Source organism: Bradyrhizobium sp., from assembly GCF_052389815.1.
In the GTDB taxonomy this organism is placed as follows: Bacteria; Pseudomonadota; Alphaproteobacteria; order Rhizobiales; family Xanthobacteraceae; genus Bradyrhizobium.
This window is the reverse complement of sequence record NZ_JBQTHN010000072.1, coordinates 53472-77648: the sequence shown is the minus strand read 5'-3', so window position 1 is coordinate 77648 and position 24177 is coordinate 53472. Positions and strand designations below refer to the sequence as shown.

General features: G+C 64.5%; 27 protein-coding genes. 14 read left to right on the top strand and 13 right to left on the bottom strand.

Annotated elements, in window-relative coordinates; genetic code table 11:
- Positions 1-14: 14 nt before the first annotated feature.
- Together ACT4OC_RS12890 and ACT4OC_RS12885 are read left to right on the top strand one after the other, a co-directional pair.
- A complete protein-coding gene (locus ACT4OC_RS12890) occupies positions 15-302 on the top strand; it encodes a hypothetical protein (RefSeq protein WP_444839376.1) in 288 nt (95 codons plus the stop codon).
- A gap of 138 nt (positions 303-440) precedes the next feature.
- Positions 441-620 carry a hypothetical protein gene (locus ACT4OC_RS12885; protein WP_444839375.1) on the top strand — a complete coding sequence of 60 codons (180 nt, stop codon included), beginning with the start codon at positions 441-443 and terminating at the stop codon, positions 618-620.
- A 101-nt stretch (positions 621-721) separates the two neighbouring features.
- Here ACT4OC_RS12885 and ACT4OC_RS12880 read toward each other — a convergent pair whose 3' ends face one another.
- On the bottom strand, positions 722-1999 hold the full coding sequence (locus ACT4OC_RS12880; protein WP_444839374.1) for an ArgE/DapE family deacylase: 1278 nt from the start codon (positions 1997-1999) through the stop codon (positions 722-724).
- A gap of 133 nt (positions 2000-2132) precedes the next feature.
- Here ACT4OC_RS12880 and ACT4OC_RS12875 point away from each other — a divergent pair, with 133 nt between their 5' ends.
- Complete coding sequence (locus tag ACT4OC_RS12875; RefSeq protein ID WP_444839373.1) at positions 2133-2300, top strand: hypothetical protein; 168 nt, start codon at positions 2133-2135, stop codon at positions 2298-2300.
- 2 nt (positions 2301-2302) lie between these two features.
- Entirely contained in the window at positions 2303-2551 is a 249-nt protein-coding gene (locus ACT4OC_RS12870; protein ID WP_444839372.1) for a DUF6719 family protein, read from the top strand.
- A 2-nt stretch (positions 2552-2553) separates the two neighbouring features.
- Here the strand turns inward: ACT4OC_RS12870 and ACT4OC_RS12865 are convergent, their stop codons facing one another.
- From ACT4OC_RS12865 to ACT4OC_RS12850, 4 genes are read right to left on the bottom strand one after another with little or no spacing between them, the layout of a single operon-like run.
- Positions 2554-3243, bottom strand: a complete 690-nt coding sequence (locus ACT4OC_RS12865; protein ID WP_444839371.1) for a serine hydrolase domain-containing protein — start codon at positions 3241-3243, stop codon at positions 2554-2556.
- Positions 3200-3697: a hypothetical protein gene (locus tag ACT4OC_RS12860; protein ID WP_444839370.1), complete on the bottom strand. Its 498-nt coding sequence runs from the start codon at positions 3695-3697 to the stop codon at positions 3200-3202. The genes ACT4OC_RS12865 and ACT4OC_RS12860 overlap by 44 nt, the downstream gene beginning before the upstream one ends.
- A gap of 35 nt (positions 3698-3732) precedes the next feature.
- Positions 3733-4119: a hypothetical protein gene (locus ACT4OC_RS12855; RefSeq protein WP_444839369.1), complete on the bottom strand. Its 387-nt coding sequence runs from the start codon at positions 4117-4119 to the stop codon at positions 3733-3735.
- A gap of 33 nt (positions 4120-4152) precedes the next feature.
- Positions 4153-4308: a hypothetical protein gene (locus ACT4OC_RS12850; RefSeq protein WP_444839368.1), complete on the bottom strand. Its 156-nt coding sequence runs from the start codon at positions 4306-4308 to the stop codon at positions 4153-4155.
- 376 nt (positions 4309-4684) lie between these two features.
- Between ACT4OC_RS12850 and ACT4OC_RS12845 the strand changes: the two genes are divergently transcribed.
- Positions 4685-4960 (top strand): hypothetical protein, encoded by a 276-nt coding sequence (locus ACT4OC_RS12845; RefSeq protein WP_444839367.1) that lies wholly within the window; start codon positions 4685-4687, stop codon positions 4958-4960.
- Positions 4961-4987: 27 nt separating this feature from the next.
- Here ACT4OC_RS12845 and ACT4OC_RS12840 read toward each other — a convergent pair whose 3' ends face one another.
- Positions 4988-5485 (bottom strand): CreA family protein, encoded by a 498-nt coding sequence (locus ACT4OC_RS12840; protein WP_444839400.1) that lies wholly within the window; start codon positions 5483-5485, stop codon positions 4988-4990.
- Positions 5486-5782: 297 nt separating this feature from the next.
- On the opposite strand from ACT4OC_RS12840, the gene ACT4OC_RS12835 reads away from it, so the two are divergent.
- The 5 genes from ACT4OC_RS12835 (at position 5783) to ACT4OC_RS12815 (ending at position 11481) form a co-directional block, all read left to right on the top strand.
- A complete protein-coding gene (locus ACT4OC_RS12835; protein WP_444839366.1) occupies positions 5783-7447 on the top strand; it encodes a L,D-transpeptidase in 1665 nt (554 codons plus the stop codon).
- A 42-nt stretch (positions 7448-7489) separates the two neighbouring features.
- On the top strand, positions 7490-9124 hold the full coding sequence (locus tag ACT4OC_RS12830; protein WP_444839365.1) for a hypothetical protein: 1635 nt from the start codon (positions 7490-7492) through the stop codon (positions 9122-9124).
- A gap of 71 nt (positions 9125-9195) precedes the next feature.
- Positions 9196-9786 (top strand): glutathione peroxidase, encoded by a 591-nt coding sequence (locus tag ACT4OC_RS12825; protein ID WP_444839364.1) that lies wholly within the window; start codon positions 9196-9198, stop codon positions 9784-9786.
- Between the two features lie 163 nt (positions 9787-9949).
- Positions 9950-10906, top strand: a complete 957-nt coding sequence (locus ACT4OC_RS12820; RefSeq protein ID WP_444839363.1) for a polysaccharide deacetylase family protein — start codon at positions 9950-9952, stop codon at positions 10904-10906.
- A 20-nt stretch (positions 10907-10926) separates the two neighbouring features.
- Positions 10927-11481, top strand: a complete 555-nt coding sequence (locus ACT4OC_RS12815) for a dihydrofolate reductase (protein ID WP_444839362.1) — start codon at positions 10927-10929, stop codon at positions 11479-11481.
- A gap of 3 nt (positions 11482-11484) precedes the next feature.
- Here ACT4OC_RS12815 and ACT4OC_RS12810 read toward each other — a convergent pair whose 3' ends face one another.
- The 3 genes from ACT4OC_RS12810 to aspS all read right to left on the bottom strand — a co-directional run bounded on the left by ACT4OC_RS12810 (position 11485) and on the right by aspS (position 16185).
- Entirely contained in the window at positions 11485-11937 is a 453-nt protein-coding gene (locus tag ACT4OC_RS12810; RefSeq protein ID WP_444839361.1) for a DoxX family protein, read from the bottom strand.
- A 113-nt stretch (positions 11938-12050) separates the two neighbouring features.
- Complete coding sequence (locus ACT4OC_RS12805; RefSeq protein ID WP_444839360.1) at positions 12051-14357, bottom strand: NADP-dependent malic enzyme; 2307 nt, start codon at positions 14355-14357, stop codon at positions 12051-12053.
- 55 nt (positions 14358-14412) lie between these two features.
- Positions 14413-16185, bottom strand: a complete 1773-nt coding sequence (gene aspS, locus ACT4OC_RS12800; RefSeq protein WP_444839359.1) for an aspartate--tRNA ligase — start codon at positions 16183-16185, stop codon at positions 14413-14415.
- 156 nt (positions 16186-16341) lie between these two features.
- Between aspS and ACT4OC_RS12795 the strand changes: the two genes are divergently transcribed.
- Both ACT4OC_RS12795 and rnd read left to right on the top strand, forming a co-directional pair.
- Complete coding sequence (locus ACT4OC_RS12795) at positions 16342-17820, top strand: protein adenylyltransferase SelO (protein ID WP_444839358.1); 1479 nt, start codon at positions 16342-16344, stop codon at positions 17818-17820.
- A gap of 566 nt (positions 17821-18386) precedes the next feature.
- Positions 18387-19544 (top strand): ribonuclease D, encoded by a 1158-nt coding sequence (rnd, locus tag ACT4OC_RS12790; RefSeq protein ID WP_444839357.1) that lies wholly within the window; start codon positions 18387-18389, stop codon positions 19542-19544.
- Between the two features lie 10 nt (positions 19545-19554).
- Here the strand turns inward: rnd and ACT4OC_RS12785 are convergent, their stop codons facing one another.
- Genes ACT4OC_RS12785 through ACT4OC_RS12775 form a run of 3 tightly spaced genes read right to left on the bottom strand, consistent with a single transcriptional unit; the run spans position 19555 to position 21315 of the window.
- Positions 19555-20112, bottom strand: coding sequence for an isochorismatase family protein (locus ACT4OC_RS12785; RefSeq protein WP_444839356.1), 558 nt, complete (start codon positions 20110-20112; stop codon positions 19555-19557).
- The gene (locus tag ACT4OC_RS12780) at positions 20109-20717 is read right to left on the bottom strand and encodes a GNAT family N-acetyltransferase (RefSeq protein ID WP_444839355.1); all 609 of its coding nucleotides are present in this window, start codon (positions 20715-20717) and stop codon (positions 20109-20111) included. Before ACT4OC_RS12780 ends, ACT4OC_RS12785 begins: the two co-directional genes overlap by 4 nt.
- Positions 20695-21315, bottom strand: coding sequence for a hypothetical protein (locus tag ACT4OC_RS12775; protein ID WP_444839354.1), 621 nt, complete (start codon positions 21313-21315; stop codon positions 20695-20697). The genes ACT4OC_RS12780 and ACT4OC_RS12775 overlap by 23 nt, the downstream gene beginning before the upstream one ends.
- A gap of 68 nt (positions 21316-21383) precedes the next feature.
- Here ACT4OC_RS12775 and ACT4OC_RS12770 point away from each other — a divergent pair, with 68 nt between their 5' ends.
- On the top strand, positions 21384-22433 hold the full coding sequence (locus ACT4OC_RS12770) for a LysR family transcriptional regulator (RefSeq protein WP_444839353.1): 1050 nt from the start codon (positions 21384-21386) through the stop codon (positions 22431-22433).
- Between the two features lie 10 nt (positions 22434-22443).
- On the opposite strand, the gene ACT4OC_RS12765 is transcribed toward ACT4OC_RS12770, so the two are convergent.
- A complete protein-coding gene (locus ACT4OC_RS12765; RefSeq protein WP_444839352.1) occupies positions 22444-23517 on the bottom strand; it encodes an autotransporter outer membrane beta-barrel domain-containing protein in 1074 nt (357 codons plus the stop codon).
- A gap of 414 nt (positions 23518-23931) precedes the next feature.
- Here ACT4OC_RS12765 and ACT4OC_RS12760 point away from each other — a divergent pair, with 414 nt between their 5' ends.
- Positions 23932-24141: a cold-shock protein gene (locus tag ACT4OC_RS12760; protein ID WP_444839351.1), complete on the top strand. Its 210-nt coding sequence runs from the start codon at positions 23932-23934 to the stop codon at positions 24139-24141.
- Positions 24142-24177 lie beyond the last annotated feature (36 nt).

Genomic DNA, 24177 nt, shown 5'->3' with positions numbered 1-24177 from the left:
AAATGGAGGCCGACATGAACAATCGCGTCAACGAAATACGGAAAATGATCAAAGCCCTAAGGGTCAGCATGATGGAGGCTGAGGCCGCCATGCGCGACCAGATAAACCATGACCGGGACTGCACCTTCGTGGCGCAGGACCTGCTCAACATGCGCGCGGTGATGGCCGGCCTGGTTCGCGAGAAGGAATCGCTCGGCGATCACGACCCCATCGTCGTCAACTGCCACTTCACCCCACGCACCGCTCGGAAGCCGTTCTCCGTCGTGAAACAGTCTTCGGTCCAGGCGCTGAATGTCGGCTGATTTGAGATCGCGAGATTGCGCGAGGCAACGCTCGAAGTCGGTTCGCTAGCACGCCAACTTCAACAAGCTTGGGCTCGATAGCGCGGCAGCAGAGCTGCTGCCGCAGGGAACTTTTCTTGTCACAATGCGTTGACAGACATGACCTATGAAAAACGGGTGAAGCCAGCCGCCTCCAGCGTGGAGCGGGAGGCGAGGCGGGAAAAGCAACGCGTCGAAGCAAGACAGGCACTGGAAGAACGCAGACGGGCCGAGGCTGCATTCCGCGCGAACTATGCGCGCTTGAAAGCCGAGCGCCTCGCCAGAGAAGCAAAGGCATAATCGAGTGTAGCGAGGGCGGATGTACCCCTCGTGAAGTGAAGGCCTCCGGCGTTTTGCGGAGGCCTTTTACTTTTCCACGGCGGCTCAGGTGCTCCGGCGTTCTATCCCTTCTCCACGCCGCACCATTCCGCGATGAACAGCGCGGTCGCCTTCGTCGACTTCCGCAGCGAGTCCAGATCGACGAATTCGTTGAAACCGTGGATCGCCTCGCCGCTGGCGCCGAAGCACAGGCTCGGGATGTTGTAGTTGAGGCCGTAGAAGCGCGTGTCCGTCAGCGCGGTGAAGGCGAGGTCCTGCACCTGGCCGCCATAGACGGCGGAAAACGCCTTGCCGAACGCGGCCTCCGGCTCGGCGGAATTGGTCAGCTCGTAGCCTTCCGACAGGAAGCCGGACCACTCGACCTCGGGCGGATTGTTGGAGAGGAAGCGGTGATCGCGCGAGGCGGCGGAAACGCAGGCCAGAATTTCCTTCTGGCATTCGGCGATCGACCAGCCAGGCAGCACGGCGATGCGGCAATCGACGTCGCACCAGGCCGGCACGCTGGAAGCCCAGTCGCCGCCCTTGATGATCCCGGGATTGAAGTTGATCGGATGCACCAGCGTCTTGAAATGCTTGTCCGCCTTGGCGCGCTCGTTCCAGTCGATCTCGAGCTTCTGGATTGCGTGGATGAGGTGATAGGCCGCCATGATCGCATTGGAGCCCGAGCCCGCTTGCGCCACATGCACGGGAATGCCGCGCACGCGCAGGCGAAACCAGATCACGCCGACCTGCGAGCGCACCATCTTCCCGCCGGTGGGCTCCGGGATGAAGCAGGCGTCGGCACGATAGCCGCGCTGCAGGGTCGAGAGCGCGCCGACGCCGGTAGACTCCTCCTCGATCACGCTCTGGAAGTGAATCCGCGCGGTCGGCTTCAAGCCTGCCGCCTTGATCGCATCGAGCGCGTACAGCGCGCCGATGGTGCCCGATTTCATGTCGCAGGCGCCGCGGCCGTACATCCGGCCGTTCTTGACGACGGGAGAGAAAGGCGGCGTCTCCCACATGTCGAGCGGCCCCGCCGGCACCACGTCGCAATGGCCCTGCAGGATCAGCGACTTGCCGGCGTTGGTCGCAGGCCGGTACGTTCCGACCACGCTGCGCGCCCTGGAGAAATCATGCGCGATCGGGCCGTAGCCGCGCAAATCTTTCAACTCGTCGATGTCGATGTGCCAGTCGTCGACCTCATAGCCGCGCTGGCGCAAGAGGTCGCCGATCATGTCCTGGCACGGCCCCTCCGCGCCGCGGGTCGAGGGGATGGCGACGAAGTCGGCCGTGGTGGCAAGCTGCGCGTCGAAACCTGCGTCGACGGCATCGAGGATTCGCTGTTGGGTATCGGCGTTCATTTTCGTTTGTTTTCCTTCGCGGCACGATCGGGCGATCAAAGCACATTTGCCCCGACCTTGTGGAGACCGCGCCGCCTTTCAGAATCACAGACGTGCCCATACAATTCGCCGCAGCATCTCGCGGAGAGGCCGGATGGCGGACAACCGGGTGTCGGACAACAAGAACGTGCTCTATCTGATCATCGGCGTGCTCGCCGTCGCCGTGGCCGTGCTCGGCTTCAACCTCTACCAGGCCAAGAAGCAGCCGGATGGATTGCAGATCAATGTCGGACCCGACGGCCTGAAGATCCAGAACAAGTGAACATGACGAACTCGCGTATCGCACTCGCGCTGCTCGGCGGCCTTGCCTTCTGCACGGAGGCGTGGGCGCAGCAAACCATCGTCTCGCGCGAGCAGGACATCGCCGACCTCAGGCTCGGCCAGCGCGTCATGGTCGATGACGGCTCCTGCCCGACCGGCCAGATCAAGGAAATCAAGGGCGCGCAAATGACGACATCGGGCGTGATGCGCACCCGCAAATGCGTGCCGCGGCTGGGGCCGAAGACGCGCTGAGCCTACCAGCTGCCGTATTTCGCGACGACGCCGCGCCACAGCGCGCCGCGCTCGCGGGCAAACGATTCCTTGCCGACGCTGGCGTTCTTCGCCGCCGCTGTGATGACCATCACGAGCTTCAGCCCGGGATCGATGAAGATCGACTGCCCGTAGACGCCGAGCAGCGCGAACTTGCGCTTCTCGCCGGGGAACGTCCAGAACTGATAGCCATAGCCGAAGAACGGCGTCGCTATCCCCGGCTTGAACGCATCCGGCTGGCGGTGCCAGTCGGTCGCCTCCAGCAGATAGTCCTTCGGAACGATCTGCTTGCCGTCAAGCGCGCCGTCGTTGGCGAGCAGTATGCCGAGGCGACCGTAGTCGCGCAGGCCGGCGTTGAAATTGCCGGAGCCGGCCTCGGTGCCGTCACGGGTTCTCACCCAGGTCGCATCGGCCTCGGCGCCCATCGGCTGCCACAGCCGTGCCGTCAGATATTCGCTCAGCGACATTCCGGTCGCCGCGCGAAGCAGCACCGTCAGCGCCACGGTCTGGCTGGAGGCATAATGGAAGCGCGCGCCCTGCGCCGATTCGCGGGCATCGAATGCTTTCAGCGCCGCCACGGAGCCTTGCGTGACCCGAATCCGCGTGAAACGCGCCAGGTCGTCGTTGCCGTCATACACCTCGGTGAATTTCACGCCGGCGGCCATGCGCAGCATGTTGCGGATGGTACTCTCGCCAAAGGCGCGGCCGGCGATCGTACTGATAGCGCTCGGCGATGACCTCCCCGTTCCTGATCAGCAGGAAGCCGGTGACGCGCTGACGGATGAGGAAGTCGTCGATCGAATACACCCTGCCCGCGAAAAGATACTCGATTGCCGGCGCGTCGGCCGCCTTCGGCAAGGGCATCGGCACCGCCGATTTCAGCAGCGTGTTGTAGGGAAGGATTTCATCGAGCCGGCTGAACGAACCGACTCGCACGCGCTCGTCGTAAAACCATGTTGCGCGGGTGCCGATGGGATAGCCGGCGGACTTGCCGAGCAGCTCCTCGTCCGGCGCGGCGTGCGCGGCGAACGACTGGGCGAGCAGCGCCAGAACCGGCGCGAGGATCCTCACCCGCCACATGCGCGTTCCCTCGATTCGGCCGCACGCATCGGCGCGGCGTCGGGGCAACGGTTACAGCAGGGCTTGTGGGGATGTCGAGCGGACTAGCCGCCGGAGCTCGCCTGCGGCAGGGCGGGCTCGAACATGCACTGCAAGGTGGGCTTTGCGATCTTGGTGAACGTCGCCGCGATCTGCGATTGCTTGGCCGGCGGCACCCAGTGGGTTTCGATGGTCGGCACGCCGGTCTCGCTGATACCGCGCAACAGCGCTTCGCGCAGGTCGTTGTCCTCGACGGTGGCGGCGGCATAGTCGTGCAGGCAGCCGCATACGGATTCCGGATGCGCCCAGCGGCCTACCATGTGAGGCGCGCACTGACGCACGAACTCGCCGCGCGGATCGGGAAGCCTTGGCTGGGAGCGCATCTGCGCCTGTGCCGAGCCGATGAGGATGAGCGAAGTGGCGATCGCGGCGATGCAGGAACGAAGGAGCATGATGGCCTTGGACTCTACTTGATCGGCTCGGACCTAGTGGCGCGCTGCAAGCACGAGCGGCGCGGAATTGGCGGCGGGCGCGCCGTTATAGGCGAAGGCGCCGGCAGCCGGCAAATCGTCCGCCGATCCAGCCATCGAGGGACCGGCGAGCACGAAGGCGAAGGCAAGGATGAAGCTGAGGGTCCGCATCGATCTGTCTCCGGGTCCGGCGATCGGCGCCGCTTGGTTGGGCAGCTTGATAGCCAAGGGCTGTTTCCGGATATCTGCACCACAAGGGGAAAATGGTTTCGTGACGGGGAGAATTGTTTCGTCGCCGCGGCCACGACGAAATATTGCGGCAAAAAATCCAATGATTTCAGAGAATGCGCATGATGACATTTGCGTCGTCGGCCATTGGCCAAACCGGCTGGGTCAATGGCCGAGCGAATTGTGACTTGCTGTGGACAGCGCTGAACCCGATCCGATTCCCGAGCGACCTAAGAGATAGCGTGCAACTTTGTGGGCAGACTGCGCGTTACATCCGGTTCGTCAACAACATCTCTTTATCAGCACAGGGATCGCCGTCGTGGGCAATGGCAACAACGATGTTGGCAGTAAGACCTCGCGCAAGATCGGCAAGCCGATTGTTGAGCAGATGCAGGGTAAGGGCTCGTCGGGCGTGGGTATCGCCAAGCAGATGCAGGCAGGGCAACCGACCGATTGCGGGGCCATGTCGCAGCAAGGCAGCTTCAGCTACCACGGCAATGTCTCCTCGCCGCAGCAGCTGCTGCACCTCGTGGGCTGCCGCGACACAAGGGTGCGCGCCGGACCGCGGACCCGCAAGGCGCCGCAGCAGCGCTAAAGCAAGATCTTCGCGTCCGGTCCTAACCTACTGGACGAATTCACCGCATTTCTGCACCGCGGCGTCGGCGGCCCCCCAGGGCATGATCGGCACCGAGGAGGTGGAATTTTTCGGCGAGCCTTCGATCAACCGGTCCGAATAGACCATGTACACCAGTACGTTGCGCTTGGCATCGCAGCCGCGAACGATTTGCATCTTCTTGAAGAACAGCGAGCGGCGCTTGCGGAACATGTCGTCGCCCTGCTCCAGCTTGTTCTTGAAGCGGACCGGACCGATCTGGCGGCATGCCAGCGAGATGTCCGAGACTTCCTCGGCCAGGCCCAGCCAGCCTTTGAAGCCGCCCCTTTCCGGCACGGTGAAGTGGCAGGCCACGCCCTCGACCTCGGGGTCGTCGACGCCATACGTCGCAAGCTTGTCGTTGGGGCTGAGCAGCTTGAACACCGTTGAGCGGCGGAACACGAGGTCCGGCTCGTCCGCAGCCTGCGCTGGTGCCGCGAGGCCCGATGCGGAGAGTGCCGTCAGGATAAGGGCGAAGGCCACCGCAAACGGGCGCCTCTCCTTCGGCAGGTTGTCATCTGGACAGGTAGCTTCGGCTGGCATGAAACGCTCCAAGGGTGATGCTCGCGGCCTATGTAGTGCTGCGGTGCCGCATCGGAAGAGCGAAGGTTGCCTGCTACCAGTGGTGGTTTAACAGAATGTGAGGCTTTTCTGCTACGCTTGGAACGAAAACCGCAGCGATTTTAAGCCTTACGCTGGTGAACGCGGATGGCGTCTGCGACAACAAACTGCAAGACTGCGATCGGATTCTAGGGAATTACTCGCGTGAGCGGACATCGGATTTCCACTGCAAGCGTCGCCATTATCCTGACCGCCGCCGGCGCAATCGCCGGCGCCTCCCCAGCTGAAGCTGCGCTGTACTACTGGAATGATTTCAACCCGGGCTACTACTACCCGCCGCAGCCGCGCAAGCCGAAGGTCAAGCGCACGATCATCGACAAGAAGACCCAGGCCGCGGAGAAGGAAAACGCTGCCGGCGCCAAGCCGAAGGGCCCGCTCATCATCTCGATCTCGATCGAGCAGCAGAAGATCCGCGTCTACGATTCCAACGGCCTGTTCGCCGAGGGCCCGGTCTCGACCGGCACCAAGTCTCATCCGACGCCGATGGGTGTGTTCAGCATCATCCAGAAGCACAAGATGCATCATTCCAACATCTATAGCGGCGCGCCGATGCCCTACATGCAGCGCATCACCTGGTCGGGTGTGGCAATGCACCAGGGCGTGCTGCCGGGCTATCCGGCCTCGCACGGCTGCATACGCATGCCGATGGCCTTCGCGCAGAAGATGTGGGTCTGGACCAGGATGGGCGCGCGGGTGCTGGTCACGCCGGGCGAGATCACGCCGGCGCCCTTCTCTCACCCGCTGCTGGTCACGCAAAAGGTCGTGCCGCAACCGGTCGTCGAGGAGGCTCCCCAGGTCGAAGCGCCGCTCGGCGTAAAGTCCGACAAGGGCGCCGACGCCGCGCACGAAGCCGGCAAGCCCGCCGATACCGCCGACGCCCGGCTCGAGCTTCGCTCGACCGTCGGGCACGCGCGCCTGCACACGGCTGACGCCAGCGGCGTGCTGACGGCCAACGCGGCCGTGACCATGTCGGACGCTTCGCCCGCCGGCGCGTCCGGCGCGGCCGAGACTGCGATCAAGCAGGAGGTCGCAAAGGCCGTGGAGGCAAAGCCGGCAACCGCCAACGCGGCAGATGCGGCGACTTCCGACGACACGGCGGAAGCCAAGCCCGCCGAGATCGTGACCGGCGAGGTTAAGTCCAGCCCGGCCTCGGTAAGCGCGAATGCCGAGCAGAAGCTCGCCGAGCCGAAGGCCGAGGCCGCAGCCGAGCCGATCAAGACCATCGAGCCGAAGCCGGCCGAACCCGCCGCGGCTGCCGCGCCGGCCGAGAAGGCCGTCACCGAGGCGCCGGCAAAGAAGGATGCCTCACGCCTGCCCGGCGTGGAGAAAGCCAAGTCTGAGCTCAAGCGCGAGGGCCAGGTCGCCGTCTTCATCAGCCGCAAGGATGGCAAGCTCTATGTGCGGCAGAACTTCAAGCCGGTGTTCGACGTGCCGGTGACCATCGCGCCGAGCGACAAGCTTTTGGGAACGCATGTGTTCACCGCGGAGGTCGACAAGAGCGACCCGAATGCGCTGCGCTGGTCGGTGGTGTCGCTGCCGGTCACCGCGCGCAACGCGCATCGGGCCGACGAGGACGAGCGCGCCACGCGGCGCCGCAAGGTCGCCCGAGCGGTTCCGCCGACGGTCAAGCCGGCCGTGCCGAACGCCAACAGCCCGGCCGAGGCGCTGGACCGCATCACGATCCCGCCGGATGTCATGGCAAAGATCGCCGAGGCGCTCACGACCGGCGGCTCGATCATGGTCTCCGACCACGGCATCAACCAGGGTGAAACCGGCGAAGGCACCGACTTCATCGTCCGCCTGCGCTAGCGCTCATCTGGCGGGCTTTGGCTTCTGTGCTAAACCGCCGCCATGGATGAGCTCTCTCCCGTTGCAACGGCAGCCTCGGCCGGCGCGCGCAAGGATGCGTTCGACCGGCTGACCTTCCTCGGCTGGCGCGGCGGGCTCATCGCCATCGTCGCCGGCCTTGCCTTGTCGTTCTTCCTGTTCGGCTATGCCATCGTCTACTGGCGCAACGCCGACATGGATTTCATGGTGATCTACAACGCGCTCGCCATGAACGACGGCAAGCCGCAGCATTTCTTCGACCACACCGCCTACCTCACGATCCTCACCGTCAAGCACTGGTTCGGGTTTCTGCACGCCCTCGGCCTGCTCGATGCGTGGTCGCTGTCGTCAATGCCATCGGCGACCGACGTCGCAGCCTTCGATGCCGCGATGACGCGTGCCGTGCGCGCCGGACGCGTCCTGGCGTTCCTGATCGCGGCGGGCAGCGTGCTCCTGTTCGCCGCGCTGATGCGCGCCATGGTGCGCGACAGGCGCGTTGCGCTGCTGGCGACGCTGGCGTTCGCGTTTTCCGGCGGGATGGCCGTGCATTCGCGGATCCTGCGCAGCGAGCTGATTGCCGCGCTGCCGGTGATCTTCGCGCTGATGGTCCTCATCGCCGCCGGACGGCGCGCCAGCCTCGGCCGCCCGCTCGCGCTCGGACTTGCCGCGGTGCTGTGCATGCTCGGCCTCGAGAACAAGGTGCAGGCGATCCTGGCGATCGGCGCTCTGCCGCTCATGATCCTGCCGTTCGGCAGCCGGGATAGCGCAAGCGTCGCGTTCTGGCGCGGCGGCCCGGCCGCGTGGCTGGTCACGGCGGCCAGCGCCGTCATCGCCGGCATCGCCGTCGCCATGGCCTGGCCGCTGATCGCCACCGGCTTCGACCGCACACTGATCGATGCCGCGCATTTCCGCCCGCTCCTGCTCGGGCGCTACGGCGTCTATCAGCTGGCGCTGGCGCTGCTGATCGGCGCCTGCATGATCGCCTATGCCGCGCTCTGGCGGGTCAGTGCCGCCGAAACGCTCGCCTCGACATTTGCGATCGTCACGGGCGCCTCACTCACGCTGCTGCTGCTCTATCTCGCCCACGACAGCCGCAACGTGATCGCGATCGCCAATCCCCTGGAGAAAATGCTGACCTTCGCCGACGCCGCGACCGGCGACGTCGCGAGCGGTGCGGGAATTTCAGGCATCGTCCGCCTGCTGATCGAGGGTATCGGCTCGGTGCTCGCCCGCTACACCTTCGTGCTGCATTCCTCGGCGCGTCCGACCGTTTTCCTGACCTGGCTGATCGTACCCGGCATCGTGATGGCCTGGCGGCGCGGCGAACGCCTCACTGCGCTGCAGGCGCTGACGCTGCTGCTTGCCGCCATCGGAATCGATACGCTGGGCGTGCGGCGCGGTCTGAAGTCGGAATACTTCATCTTCACCGATCCCCTGATCATCCTGTCCGGCGCCATCCTGCTCGATCGGCTAAGCGACCTGCGCTTCGCCAGATGGACCTACGCGACGGCGATGGCCCTGTTCGGCCTGCATCTGGCCATCGGCCAGGCCGAGCCAGCGAAATTCGCCTTCAAGCGCACCGGTCCGCAGTCGATCTGCGAGTGGAACAACCACTACATGCCGTTGCTCCCGCTGCCCTGGTGCCCGGCCAGATCGTAACGGCTTGTTGAAGGCCGCCGGCACGCCGGCGCGCTATGTTCGCTACCCGTCAATCCTGTTTGGGGATGGCCATGATCGATCGCAGGACATTCATTGCCGCAGCGCTGGTCGCAGCCGCCGAGCCCTCCTGCTCCCGTACTGCGCGAGCCCAAGGCAACGTGAGCCAGGACAATATGAGCAGGGTATCTGCCTATGCGTTCTCGTTCCCGGCGCTGTCGGGCGGCGACATCAGGCTCGCTGAATATTCCGGCCGTCCGCTGCTCATCGTCAACACCGCCTCGCAATGCGGCTACACTCCGCAATATGCGGGCTTGCAGCAATTGTGGAGCGAGTTTCGCGACCGCGGCCTCGTCATCATCGCCGTGCCTTCCAACGATTTCGGCGGACAGGAGCCGGGCGGGTCCAGGGAGATCGCGGAGACCGCGCAGCATCACTACGGCATCACCTTCCCGATCGCGGGCAAGGTCGTCGTGAAGGGACCGAACGCCCATCCCTTCTACAAATGGGCGGCAGAGGCGCGGCCCAGGGAGGTTCCGCGCTGGAACTTCCACAAATACCTGATCGACCGCGCGGGATATATTGCCGAGGTCTTTCCCCAGAACGTCGAGCCGACGGACACGCGCGTGATGACCTCGGTCGCCCGGGCGCTCGCGGCTTCCTGAGGTCCCGTAGTTAACCGGGCTGCCGACAAATTCTTCGCTGTGTCTTCGGCGTCGTTGCGTTGGCGGAGCCTCTCCAACTAGGCTAGTATCCGACGGGGGCAGGAATTGACCGGGCCGGCTGACGCCAGTCGCCCCGGCAAAGGGAAAACTCAGGGAAAACAACATGCGTATTGCGGCAGGTCTCATAGTTGCGAGCATGGTCTCGTTGCTCGCCTCCAGCGCTGCGTGGTCGCAAGCGCTGCCAGCCAAGCCGGCCGCTGCTGCAGCGCCAGCCGCCGCAACCGCCCCGGCACCGGCCGCGGCAGCAGCACAACCGCGACAGCCCGCACGCGCGGCCTGCACCAATCCCAACGCGCTCGGGGTCAGCCGTACCGTCGAGATCGACACCACAGGCGGTCCGGGGTTCGGCTTCGAGCACTTCAAGGAACTCGACTTCCTGAAGGAGAAGGAAGTGGTGCTGACATTCGACGACGGGCCGTGGCTCAACAACACACCCGCGGTGCTCAAGGCGCTTGCCGAGGAATGCACCACCGGCATTTTCTTCACCATCGGCAAGCACGCGACCTACTATCCGGAGATCATCAAGCAAGTGTACGCGGCCGGCCACACGGTCGGCACGCATACGTGGTCGCATATACCGCTGGTCAACAAGAAGCTCAGCGAGGAGCAGCGCAAGGAGGAAATCGAGAAGGGCTTCAGCGCGGTGAAATGGGCGCTGGGCGGCGCTTCGCCGGCACCCTTCTTCCGTTTCCCCGCCCTGCAGCACCCGCCGGAAATGCTCACTTATGTCGGCGAGCGCAACATTGCGAGCTTCTCCTGCGATATCGATTCCTTCGACTTCAAGTACCGCGGATCGAAGCCCATGGATCTCGTGATGAAGGGGCTCGAGAAGAAGGGCAAGGGCATCCTTCTCATGCACGACTATCAGAAGCACACCGCGGAAATACTTCCTGACCTCCTGAAGCGGCTGAAGGAGGGCGGCTACAAGGTCGTCGCCATGCGCGCCAAGACGCCCGTTCAGACCCTGCCGCAATATGACGAAGCCGTCATCAAGGAGCTCAAGCTGCCGACCATGAGCTCTCGCCCGCTCAGCAGCGTCGTGACGACGGTCTCGGAATAGTCACGCACCCAGCATCCGCGATGCCGGCGTTGCGTTTCGAAGGCTATGTCATCGTCTCCGGCGATGGCATGCTGGCCAACGCGCAGAACGTCATGCCGGACGAACTGAAGTTCGAGGGCGACAAGCGCTTCTTCACCGCCGCCCTCGACCGCGCCGCGCTGATCGTGCACGGACGCAATTCCCATGAGGATCAGCCGAACTCGCCGAAGCGCAAGCGAATCATCCTGACCCGCAGGGTTGCTTCGACCGAGCCTGATCCATCGAATCCGAAGGCCCTGCTCTGGAACCCGGCGGGCATCGCGTTCGAGCAGGCCAGCGAGCGCATCGGTGTCACCGCCGGAACCATCGCCATCATCGGCGGTCCCGCCGTGTTCGACATGTTCATGGACCGCTACGATGCGTTCTGGCTTTCGGTGGCAGTCAACGTCCGGCTGCCCGGCGGTGAGCCCTGTTTCCCGGGCGTCGGCCCTCGGACGCCGCAGCAAGTCCTTCGCTCACATGGGCTGAAGCCGGGCGAAGCCCAAATGCTCGATCCCGCCGACGGCGTCAGCGTCACACCGTGGCGGCGCGGCTAGTCGCTATACGTCCCCGTAAGCCGGCTCGACCGAGCGCGGGCCCTTGCCGTAGCCGGCAATGATGAACAGCGCGCCGATCAGCGAGAGGTTCTTCAGCGCTTCGATCAGCGTCTTGCCGTTCTCGGGCGGCGCCTGGTTCCAGAAATCGTGGAAGTAGAAGGTCGCCACCAGCACGAAAATGATCATGAGGATCGCAAAGAACCGCGCCAGGAAATTGAGCGCGATCATCAGCCCCGCGATGACCTCGAAGGCACCGACGCCGATCGCCAGCATTTGCGGCGTGGTCATTCCGGTCACGCTCTCGAGTTGCGCCATGTAGGGCGCGAACAGCGCCGGGATCGGTACCTTGGAGGCGATGAAATCGGAGGTAGCCTGGACGGCGAACAGCTTTGTGGCGCCGGTATAGACGAACAGCACTGCAAACAAAATCCGCCCGAAAGTAATCAACGCTGGCATGACAGGCCTCTCAAAATTCAAAAGCGGACGTCGCGGCTACGATTATGGGCGTTCCGCTTCCGCTTTTCAAATCATCAATGAATCCGCAAATCGCTCCCCGGTTCGGACATTGTTCAGCCAAACAAGCTCGGCTGCTGGCGGCCCGCCCGCTCCTGGGCCTCCACGGCGGCGACGGCCGTCATGTTGAGGATGCCGCGCGCCGTCACCGACTTGGTCAGGATGTGAACCGGTCGCGCCGGCCCGATCAGGATCGGGCCGACCGGCAAGGCGTCGGCCAGCGATTTGATCATCTGATAGGCAACGTTGGCCGTATCGAGGTTCGGCATGATCAGAATGTTGGCGTCGCCTTCCAGATTGGACTGTGGCAACACCAGCGTCCGCGCCGCGGCCGACAGCGCGGTATCGCCCTGCATCTCGCCGTCGGCCTCGATCTCCGGATGCTTCTCCCTCAGCAGCTGCGTCGCCCGCCGCATCTTACGTGACGATTCCGTGTCATAGCTGCCGAAATCGGAATGCGACACGAAGGCAATCTTCGGATTGATGTTGAATCGCTGCACATGCAGCGAGGCGAGCGAGGCCACCTCCGCCAGTTCTTCGGCGCTCGGATTCGGCCGCACCTGGGTGTCGGCGATGAAATAGGCGCCCTTGCTGGTGATGAGCAGCGCCAGCGCCGCATATTCGCTGACGCCGGGCAGGAATCCGACGATGTCGCGGACATGGCGCAGATGGCTCATATAGCGGCCTCCGACGCCACAGAGCATGGCGTCGGCCTCGCCGCGCGCCACCGCGAGCGCGGCGATCACCGTGTTGTTGGTCCGCACCACCGTGCGCGCGGCATCGGGCGTGACGCCGCGCCGGCCCGCAATGTCGATATAGGACTGCACATAGGCGCGGTAGCGCGGATCGTCTTCGGGATTGACGAGGTCGAAATCCCGGCCCGACCTGATCGAGAGGCCGAACCGCTCGATCCGCGCCTCGACCACGGACGGACGTCCGACCAGGATCGGCCGCGCGATCTTCTCTTCCAGCACCACCTGCGTCGCGCGCAGCACGCGCTCGTCCTCGCCTTCGGCGTAGACCACGCGCACCGGCTGGGCCTTCGCCTTGGCGAATACCGGCTTCATGGTGAGGCCGGAGCGGAACGAGTAGCGCTGCAGCTGCGCGGAATATTCCTCGAAATTCCTGATCGGCCGCGACGCGACGCCGGAATCCATCGCCGCCTTTGCCACCGCCGGCGCAATGCGCAAAATCAGGCGCGGATCGAACGGGCTCGGAATCAGCGAGCCCGGACCGAAGCCTTGCGTCTCCCCCGTATCGAACCCTTGCGCGACCGCATCGGACGGCGGATCGCGCGCCAGCTGGGCGATGGCGTCGACTGCCGCGTGCTTCATCGCCTCATTGATCGCGGTGGCGCCGACGTCGAGCGCGCCGCGGAAGATGAAGGGGAAACACAGCACGTTGTTGACCTGGTTCGGGAAGTCGGATCGCCCGGTGCAGATCATCGCATCCGGGCGCGCCGCCCGCGCCTCTTCGGGCATGATTTCCGGCACGGGATTGGCGAGCGCCATCACCAGCGGCTTGTCGGCCATCTGCTTGACCATGTCGGGCTTGAGCACGTTCGGCGCCGACAAGCCGATGAAGATATCCGCGCCGCCGATCACATCACCGAGCGTGCGCTTGTCCGTCTTCTGGGCATAGACGGCCTTCCAGCGGTCCATCTGGGTGTTGCGCCCCTCGTGCACGACGCCGTCGATGTCGCAGACCCAGATATTGCTGCGCTTGGCGCCCATGGAGACGAGGAGGTTGAGGGTCGCGATCGCAGCGGCGCCGGCGCCGGAGGCGACGATCTTCACATCGCCCAGCTTCTTGCCGTTGAGCAGCAGCCCATTGACGATCGCAGCCGTGACGATGATTGCGGTACCATGCTGGTCGTCATGAAAGACCGGAATCTTCATGCGCTCTTTCAGCTGCGCCTCGATCTCGAAGCATTCGGGCCCGCGGATGTCCTCCAGGTTGATGCCGCCGAAGGTCGGCTCCAGCGCCGCAACGGTCTCCACCACGCGCTCGATGGTATCGGCGGCGATCTCGATGTCGAAGACGTCGATACCGGCGAACTTCTTGAACAGCACCGCCTTGCCTTCCATGACCGGCTTGGAGGCAAGCGGGCCGATATTGCCGAGGCCCAGCACGGCGGTGCCGTTGGAGACGACCGCAACCAGGTTGGCACGCGCGGTCAGGGAGGCTGCTTCCGAAGGATTCTTCGCGATCTCGGTGCAGGCGGCGGCCACGCCCGGCGAATAGGCCAGCGCCAGGTCGCGCTGGTTGGCGAGCGGCTTGGTGGCCTGGATTTCGAGTTTGCCCGGCCGCGGCAGCCGGTGATAGGCCAATGCCGCGGCATGGAGTTCATCAGAATACGACATGCACGCTTCCCCCGCGGACTTCCTCCGCCCCGATGCAAGATATCGGAGATTTGTCTTAGTTTTGCGGCAGATTGAGCCGGATGTGAAGCTCGCGCAACTGCTTCGGCGCGACCTCTGAGGGTGAGCCCATCATCAGGTCCACCGCCTGCTGGTTCATCGGGAACAGCGAGATTTCGCGCAGGTTCGTCGTGCCACAGAGCAGCATCACGATGCGGTCGACGCCGGCCGCCATGCCGCCATGCGGCGGGGCGCCGTAGTGGAACGCGCGGTACATGCCGCCGAAGCGCTCGACGACGTCCTTCTCGCCATAGCCTGCAATCTCGAACGCCTTCACCATCGCCTCGGGCCGGTGGTTGCGGATGCCGCCCGAGGCGATCTCGTAGCCGTTGCAGGTGATGTCGTACTGGAACGCCATGATGGTGAGCGGATCCTGCGTCTGCAGCGCCTCGAGGCCGCCCTGCGGCATCGAGAACGGATTATGCGAGAAGTCGACCTTCTTGTCTTCCTCGTTGTACTCGTACATCGGGAAGTCGACGATCCAGGCGAGCTCGAACCGGTCCTTGTCGATCAGGTTCAGCTCCTCGCCGAGCCTGGTGCGCGCAAGGCCGGAGAACTTCCAGAACTTGTCCGGATCGCCGGCGACGAAGAACGCGGCATCGCCTTCCTTCAGGCCGAGCTGATCGCGGATCGCGGCGGTGCGTTCGGGCCCGATATTGTTGGCGAGCGGACCTGCCCCCTCGCCGCCTTCGCGCCACATGATGTAGCCGAGACCCGGCTGGCCCTCGCCCTGCGCCCAGGAGTTCATGCGGTCGCAGAATGCGCGCGAGCCGCCGCCCTTGCCCGGAATCGCCCACACCTGATTCTTCGGATCTTCCAGCATGCGCGCAAAAACCTTGAAGCCGGAGCCGCGGAAATGCTCGGAGACTTCCTGCATGTGGATGGGATTGCGAAGGTCGGGCTTGTCGGTGCCGTATTTGCGGATCGCCTCGGCAAAGGGAATCCGCGGCCAGCCCTTGGTGACCGGCTTGCCCTTGGCAAAATCCTCGAACACGCCAGTGACGACCGGCTCCATCGCAGCGAACACGTCGTCCTGCGTGACGAAGCTCATCTCGACGTCGAGCTGGTAGAATTCTCCGGGCAGGCGGTCGGCGCGCGGATCCTCGTCGCGGAAGCACGGCGCGATCTGGAAGTAGCGGTCGAAGCCCGACATCATCAGGAGCTGCTTGTACTGCTGCGGCGCCTGCGGCAGCGCGTAGAACTTGCCGGGATGGATGCGCGAGGGCACCAGGAAGTCGCGCGCGCCTTCCGGCGAGGACGCGGTCAGGATCGGCGTCTGGAACTCGAAGAAGCCGGCCTCCTTCATCCGCTTGCGCATGGAATCGATGATCGCGCCGCGGGTCATGATGTTCTGGTGCAGCTTCTCGCGGCGCAGGTCGAGGAAGCGGTATTTCAGCCTGATGTCTTCAGGGTATTCCTGCTCGCCGAATACCGGCATCGGCAACTCGTCCGCAGCGCCCAGCACCTCGATCTCGCTGACGTAGATCTCGACGGTCCCGGTCGACAGTTCCGGATTGTCGGTGCCCTCGGGACGCCGCCGCACCTTGCCGTCGATCCGCACCACCCATTCCGAGCGAAGCTTTTCGGCGGTCTTGAACGCCGGCGAGTCCGGGTCGGCGACGACTTGCGTTAGCCCGTAGTGGTCGCGCAGGTCGATGAACAGCACACCGCCATGGTCGCGGATGCGGTGGCACCAGCCGGACAGGCGGACCTGTTCGCCAATGTGGCTCTCGCGGAGCGCGCCGCAGGTGTGGGACCGGTAACGATGCATGGAATTTCCAGAAAACAGCTGTCGGAGGGATCGAATCGGGGGCTAAAGCCGGTCCCGAATTGCGGGAGGGTTTACCCGACGGAACGGGGTGCGGCAACCGAATGAGGGGCCTGTTTTGGGCTCGAAAAAGGCCCCTCCCGCGCCTATCTTCAGCCCATGACGCTGCATTTCCCGTTCGAGCATACCTACGCGGCCCTGCCGGCGAATTTCTTCGCCCGCGTGGCGCCAACCCCCGTTGCGGCCCCTCGCCTGATCAAGCTGAACCGGGAGCTTGCCATCCAGCTCGGGCTCGATCCGGACCAGCTGTCGACGCCGGAGGGCGCCGAGATCCTCTCGGGAAAACGCCTGCCCGAGGGCGCAGAACCCATCGCCATGGCTTATGCCGGCCACCAGTTCGGCCATTTCGTGCCGCAGCTCGGCGACGGCCGCGCCATCCTGCTCGGCGAGGTCATCGACAGGGACGGCATCCGCCGCGACATCCAGCTCAAGGGTTCCGGCCCGACCCCGTTCTCACGCCGCGGCGACGGGCGCGCGGCGCTCGGGCCGGTCCTGCGCGAATACGTCGTCAGCGAAGCTATGTTCAAGCTCGGTATCCCCACCACGCGTTGCCTTGCCGCCGTGATGTCGGGCGAAGGCGTAATACGCGAGACCGTGCTGCCGGGCGCTGTGCTGACTCGCGTTGCGGCAAGCCATATCCGCGTCGGCACCTTCCAGTTCTTCGCCGCGCGCGGCGATACCGACGGCGTACGCCATCTTGCTGACCACGTGATCGGCCGCCACTATCCGGAGCTCGCCGGGGTGGACCGTCCCTACCACGCGCTGCTGGACGCCGTGATTGCGCGGCAAGCCGATCTGGTCGCCCGATGGCTGCTGGTCGGCTTCATCCACGGCGTGATGAACACCGACAACACCTCGATCTCAGGCGAGACCATCGATTACGGCCCCTGTGCCTTCATGGACGAATACAATCCGGCGACGGTGTTTTCCTCGATCGACGAGATGGGCCGCTACGCCTATGGCAACCAGCCGCGCATCGCGCTGTGGAACCTGACGCGGCTCGCCGAATGCCTGCTGCCGCTGTTCTCCGACGAACAGGACAAGGCCATCGAGCAGGCGCAATTTGCGCTCGGCGAATTCGCCGACAAGTTCACCACCGCCTATCAGGCGGGTCTGCGCGCCAAGATCGGCCTGTTCACGCAACGCGACGGCGACGAGGCATTGGTGCAGGATCTTCTGGACTCCATGACCAGGAACCAGGCGGACTTCACCAACACATTCCGCCGCCTCGGCGATGCCGCGCTTGATGCCGACAATGACGAACACGTCCGCGGCCTCTTCATCGATCCCACCATGTTCGACGAGTGGGCCGCGCGATGGCGCCAGCGCACCGCGCTTGAGCAGCAAGCGCCGGCGGAGCGGCGCGATGCGATGCACCGGGTCAACCCGGCCTTCATTCCGCGCAACCATCGCGTCGAGGCCGTGATCCAGGCGGCCATGCGGGACGACGATTACGCCCCCTTCGAGGAGCTTCTGACCGTGCTGTCGATGCCGTTCGAAGACCAGGCCGCCTTTGCGGCATATGCCGAGCCGCCCGAGGCGGACCAGCGCGTGACGCAGACCTTCTGCGGCACCTGAAGCATTAACCGCGCTTGTTAAGGGAGCGTGCACCATCGAATCGCGCGCGCCTCGGCCAAGGCGGCAAATTAAGGAACGCTCAACGCGACCCCGACAAGTCTAGCGACGCTGTTGGGGGAATTTCCATGGACGCGCTTGCCTTCGAATTCATGGGTCTGATGATGATCGCCCTTTGCCTTGCGGTGCTGGCCGTCCCTTCCGGACGCCGCCCGTCCAGGCACGTCCGCCACTACTGATCACGCGCAACAGCAATCCGCTCGCGAACATTGCGGCCGCCATCGGCGGACGCGATGCCTCGGTCCGGCCGGGCAGAAAGCCGGCCGGACCGCATGCAATCCTCACAAATTTCCCCAAAGGCCCTTGACTTATCAGCGCTTTCGGCCGACGCGTTGGTCTGTGCCCCGGTTTCCGAAGCCCGCCTCGGGCGTCCCGACACGCGCTTCGGAAACCGTTGGGCACAGGAAGGCAAATTCCAGCGCTGCCTTTCGGTCCGCCTGTCCGGCCCCGCCCGCTGCGGGTTCCGCTGACGGACCGGCCGGCAGCGCCGGGAGCGTCATGGACTGTGCATGGATCAACATCTGATTGCGACGACTTCGGAGCTCGCGGACGCATGCGGGCGGCTCGCCAAACACCGCGTCATCACCGTCGATACCGAGTTCCTGCGGGAGTCGACCTATTACCCCCTGCTCTGCGTCGTGCAGATGGCGAGCCCCGACGAGGCCGTCGTCATCGACGCCTTGGCCGAGGGGATCGACCTCAAGCCGTTCTTCGACCTGATGTCCAACGAGGCCGTGCTGAAGGTGTTTCATGCGGCCCGGCAGGACATCGAGATCGTGTTTCACCTCGCCGGCATCATCCCGCACCCGATCTTCGACACGCAAGTGGCGGCCATGGTGCTCGGCTATGGCGACAGCATCGCCTACGACCAGCTGGTCGAGCGCGTGACCGGGCACCGGCCCGACAAGACGCATCGCTTCACCGACTGGTCGCGCCGTCCGCTCAGCAAGGAGCAGATGCACTACGCGGTCTCCGACGTCACCCATCTGCGCGACGTCTTCGCCAGGCTCGATGACGACTTGCGCAAGCGCGGCCGCAACAATTGGGTCAGCGAAGAGATGGAGGTTCTGACCTCGCCGCGCACCTACGACTTCCACCCCGAACGGGCGTGGGAGCGGCTGAAGACGCGGGTGCGCAAGCCGAAAGAGCTGGCGATCCTGATGGAGGTCGCGGCCTGGCGCGAAAAGGAGGCGCAGAGCCGCGACGTGCCGCGCAGCCGCGTGCTGAAGGACGATGCGATCGGCGACATCGTCACCCACGCCCCGACATCGATCGAAAGGCTAGCCAACCTGCGCTCGCTGCCGAAAGGCTTCGACCGCTCGAAATGGGGCGGCGACATCATCGCCGCCGTGCAGCGCGGCCTCGCCCGCGATCCGCACTCCCTGCCGAAGCTGGAAAAGCCGCGCAACAATTCCAACGGCGCTGCGATCGTCGAGCTCCTGAAGGTGCTGCTGCGCATGACTTCGGAGCGGCATGCGGTGGCAAGCAAGGTGATCGCCACCGTCGACGACCTCGAGCAGATCGCGGCCGACGACCAGGCCGAGGTCGCCGCCCTGCACGGCTGGCGCCGTGAGCTGTTCGGCGAAGCGGCCTTGTCGCTGAAGCATGGCAAGCTGGCGCTGGCGATCGAAAAAGGACGCGTCGTCAGGGTCGACCGGCAGCACTGACACCGGCGCGTCAGGCCTCGCTCGCTGCCGCCTCGATCAGGTCGACGCCACGCTCGATGCATGCGAATTTGCCGATCGCCCGCAGCATCGATGCGCAATGCTCTTCGGCACCATCAGCGGCCGAATGCGCGCAGGTCACGGCGTCACCGGCCACGCAGAAGCGGTGACCGCGATGATATCCTTCGATGACGGTCGCCAATATGGTTTCGTCGAGGGAACATCCCGCCACCAGGCAATGAACGCTCCGCATGCTCGCCATGTAGTCGGCAAAGCGCGAGGAGCTGTAGGCCGACGGCAGCGGATGCTCGAACACCATCTCGCCCGGCTGCGGCCGGAACTCGGCGGCCCATTCGGTGAGCTGGGAGCCCCGATCGAACCATGCGGCCTGCGCGATCCGCTTCAGGTGCAGCACCGGCCACCACTGCGCCCGCCACAATTCGAGCAGCGCCAGGCAGCGCGCAACTGCGTCGCCCGCACTGCCGTGGCCGCACAGATGCTGGACCTGCAGGTCGGCGCAGACAAGGATCGGCGGATCCGCTGGGTTCAGCGCCGGGGCGCCCGGAATCATGCCCCGGCCAGATTGCGCAAGGGCGACGTCACCTCGCGCTCGGCCGACAAATCCAGCACGCCCGGCCGGTCCCAGTCGCCCTCGGGGCGGATGATCACATAGGGATCGCTCTGGAGCGTGATCGCGTCGGGACCCGGCTCGATGTCGAATACCATCTCGGTATAGGAGAAATCCGAGAACGTGACCTTGCGCCCGCCCTCGAGCGGCCGGCCGCCGAAATGCGCCCAGAAATTGACCAGCCTGTCCTGCGCGAGGCCGTAAATCTTCTTGAATCCCTTGCGCTTGATGTAGTCGACGGCGGCCTGCACCAGCTTGAACGAGACGCGGGTGCGGCGAAACTGGTGGCGAACCGCGAGCCGCTCGATCTTGGCGAACTCGCCGAAGAAGCGGACGCGCAGGCATCCCGCCGGCTCATTGCCGATATAGCCGAGGAAGTGCGCCGCACAGAGATCGTTGCCGTCGAACTCTTCCTCGATCGGGCAATCCTGCTCGGCAAGATAGACCGCCGAGCGGATTGCGGTCACCGTCATGAGGTCGTTGGGATCGCGCGCGAGTCGAACGGAAATGGCGCGTGCGGGCGGCTTAGGCGGTCTGGTGCCGTGCATCGGAAATGCTCCCTCGTGACAAATTGAATCCGCAGGTATCCACCGGCAGCCGTTTCCACGGCCGTTCGTAGCACCAGAGATCCGGTTGAAAACTCGCGATCGGCCGAAAGCCCGTCGCGATCATCAGATCGCGGCCGGCGGCGGTCGACGGTTGAGCAAAGCAGTTCGCATTGGCGTAGCGCGGCTGGCGCAGAAAGGCCGACATCTTGCCGAGCCCGGCGAGGCCGCGGCCGATTGCACCCATTCCCCAGATGTAGATGGCGGCGACCTGCTCATCGCGCTTGGCCAGCAGATCGAAATCCGGATGCGTCGGCGTCAGTTCGCCCGACATCAGCGCTTCATGGCCGCGAGCGCCGAGATAGAGGAACGCCATGCCGCCGAGCAGGCGGCCCTGCTTCGCGAAGACAAGGATGCTTTCGCGGTCGTGGAGGTGATGCCGCAGCAAGCCCTGTTCCCCGACTTGAACCCCGGGCACCATGCTGCGCGCCATCGCGGATATGGCCGGTATTTCTACGTAGGCCGCCGGCCGGACCTCGACCTTGGCGGTGGCCGGCAGGGAATCGAATTCGTGCCGCGCGGTAAAACAGGGCCTTTCCATGACCAGGTTGCGCCTCTATCGTTGCTCCAGCCCTCGTTGAGCAACGTACGCGTGCGGGGATTTGGGGTATGCAGCAAGTATTGCACCGGGGTGCTGCGTCCACGCAGCGCGGATCCGAAGACGCCCTGGACGCATCCTGGGATGACCTGAAGTCGTTTCTGGCCTGCGCACGTCACAGGAGCTTCCGCAACGCAGCCGACCTCCTCGGCGTGACCAGCACCACGCTGATGCGGCGGATCGACCGGCTCGAGGAACGGATCGGATGCCGGCTGTTCCTGCGCGACCAGAGCGGACTGACGATCAGCGAGGAAGGCCTCGCGATGATCGCCGATCTGACGGAAATGGAGCGGCATGCCTTCAACATCTTTCGCCATGCGCAGCGTTCGTCCGGCAGCACCGCGGGAACGGTACGGGTCGCGGTCACCGAAGGGCCGGGCAATTTCTGGATCCTGCCGCGGCTGATCGATTTCCAGAAGACCTATCGCAGGATCACGGTCGACCTGCGTTGCACCATGGAGCAGGCCGACGTCGCGCGGCTGGAAACCGACATTGCGATCCAGTTCGAGCGGCCCGCCAATCCGGACCTGATCGCGGCGCGGATCGGCCGCCTCCACATCTACCCGTTCGTGTCGGAAGGCTACCGCAAGCTGTTCGGCGTGCCGGCCTCGCTGGCGGAGCTGAAGGACCATCGCATCATCAAGCAGAATGCGCCGCAGGTCGACGACACCGCCTATGCGCGCGTCCTCGGCCTCACCTCGCTGGAAGGCGTGGTCGGCATCAAGACCAACTCCTCGATCGGCGTATTGTATGCGGTCGAGCGCGGTGCCGGCGTCGGCTTCCTGCCGACGGCATCGATCGCGCTCGGCGCGCCGCTAGTCCCCGTCGACATGGGCGTCAGCCATCACACCGACCTCTGGATCACCTACCACAAGGAGTTCCGCAGCTCCGAGCGCCACAAGATCGTCATCGACTGGCTCAGGAAGATCTTCGATCCAACGATCCATCCCTGCTTCCGCGACGAATTCATCCACCCGAACGAGTTGGTGCCGATGATGAAGGAAACGAGGGAGAATTTTGGCCTGCGCGGCTATGCGGCGACCGGGCCCGGTAGCGCATGATCAGCGCCCGCTACCACCTCACTTCGAGGCCCGCCGTGCCCTGGTGAGATTCGAAGTGCTCGCGGAACTTGCCGTCATACCTGGCGTAGAGGCGGAAATTGTTCGTCAGGCTGAGTGAGGCCGCCGCGCCCGCATCCGCTCCATAGCGGCTTTCGCCGATGCCTTGCACGCTGACGGGCTGGAAGCCCGGGATGCTGACAGTCACTGCGCTGAATCCCTGATGGAAATTATCGATGAACTTTCCATAGGCCGAGAGATCAAGAATAGTCCGATCGAAGATCCAGTAATGTCCGACCTCGGCGCCCGCGAGCACGCGGGCCCGATCGGCCGATGCTCCGGTCGCCGTCACCAGGAAGAAGTTCGTGCCCTGTTCGGTGAATGCGCCCGTTGAGGAACGCACATATTCGATCCCGAGTTTCGGAACGATGCGGAACTGGTCCTTCGTCCAGTAATAATTCACCTCGCCCAGCGCCCCGTTGACGAGAGCGCCGTAGTTGGCGGTGGCAATGCCGAAACCGGTATCGCGGTTCGAATTGATCTGGCCGAAGCCGTGCACGATCGCGCCGGCAAACGTCCACGGTCCCTTGTCGATGGAAAGGCTCCCGCCCACCTGCGTCAGGTCGAGCGTGGCCCACTGAAACGCGAGCGGGACGTCGATCTTGCTGCGGCTGTAATCCGCGGAGAAGCCGACATTGACGCCGGGCGCCAGAGTAGCACCGAGGCCCACGACGCCGCCCCTGGTGGTGCGGCGATCGCCGGCAAAATCGCCTTGCACGTCGGTCCTGGACGAGATGCCGTAGCCCTCGACCCAGGCGCGAAACTTTGGCGCTTCCGCCGCTTCGGATGCGCCGCCGCCCCAGGGATTGTTTCGCCCGATACGGTCGGAGCCATTGGTTGCCTGATTGGCGAGGCGCTCGAGGAAATTGCTGCCGAGATTGGTCGCGGCCTGACCGGCAGAAATGTCGGAGCTGACGATGGTGATTCCCGGCGTGGGTGTGGGCGCGGGCGTCGGCACCAGTTGAGCCTCCGCCGACGACATCGCCCCCACGAGCAACGCAAAGGCGACCGCAATGACCCGGGCCACTCCGCGGCCGGCCCCGGTCCACCCTGCTTGCGAAGGCCGCAATGCGCAGTGCATCAATTCCATTCCTACCGGACGCGCCGGCCTGAGCGACGCCGGATTCCTGCCGTTCCGCGGCCGATTTGCCCCCAGTTCGCCGGAGGCGTCAATCTTGGGAGCCCCTCTGCGACCCGAATGGCAGGCATTGTGGTGCGTCTGCCACAGGTTGTTCAGGCGATACGGCGGTTTGGAACAGCCGGCCATGTGCTTGCTTATGCGCGGGTTTCGTGTTGCAATTGTCCTTACAATCGGATCTAGGCCGCTCGACTGTGCGTTTTCGCGACTTCGAAATACAAGACAACACCCGGAAGCCGTTTGTGGCGTGGCACGTTGGGAAACGTGACCGCGTCTTTTTTCGTCCAGATCAGGAGACTGGCGATGCCGAACTTCAAAGGCACCGTGAAATGGTTCAACCCGGCCAAGGGTTATGGGTTCATCAAGCCTCAGGGTGGCGATCGGGACGTGTTCGTCCACATCTCCGCCGTGGAGCGTGCCGGGCTCACCACCCTCAATGAAAACCAGACGGTTGAGTACGACCTTGTCGAAAACCGCGGCAAACAGTCCGCGGAAAACCTCAAGGTCTCCTAACTATCACGATCCGCGCAGGTTCTGATGATCCCTCGG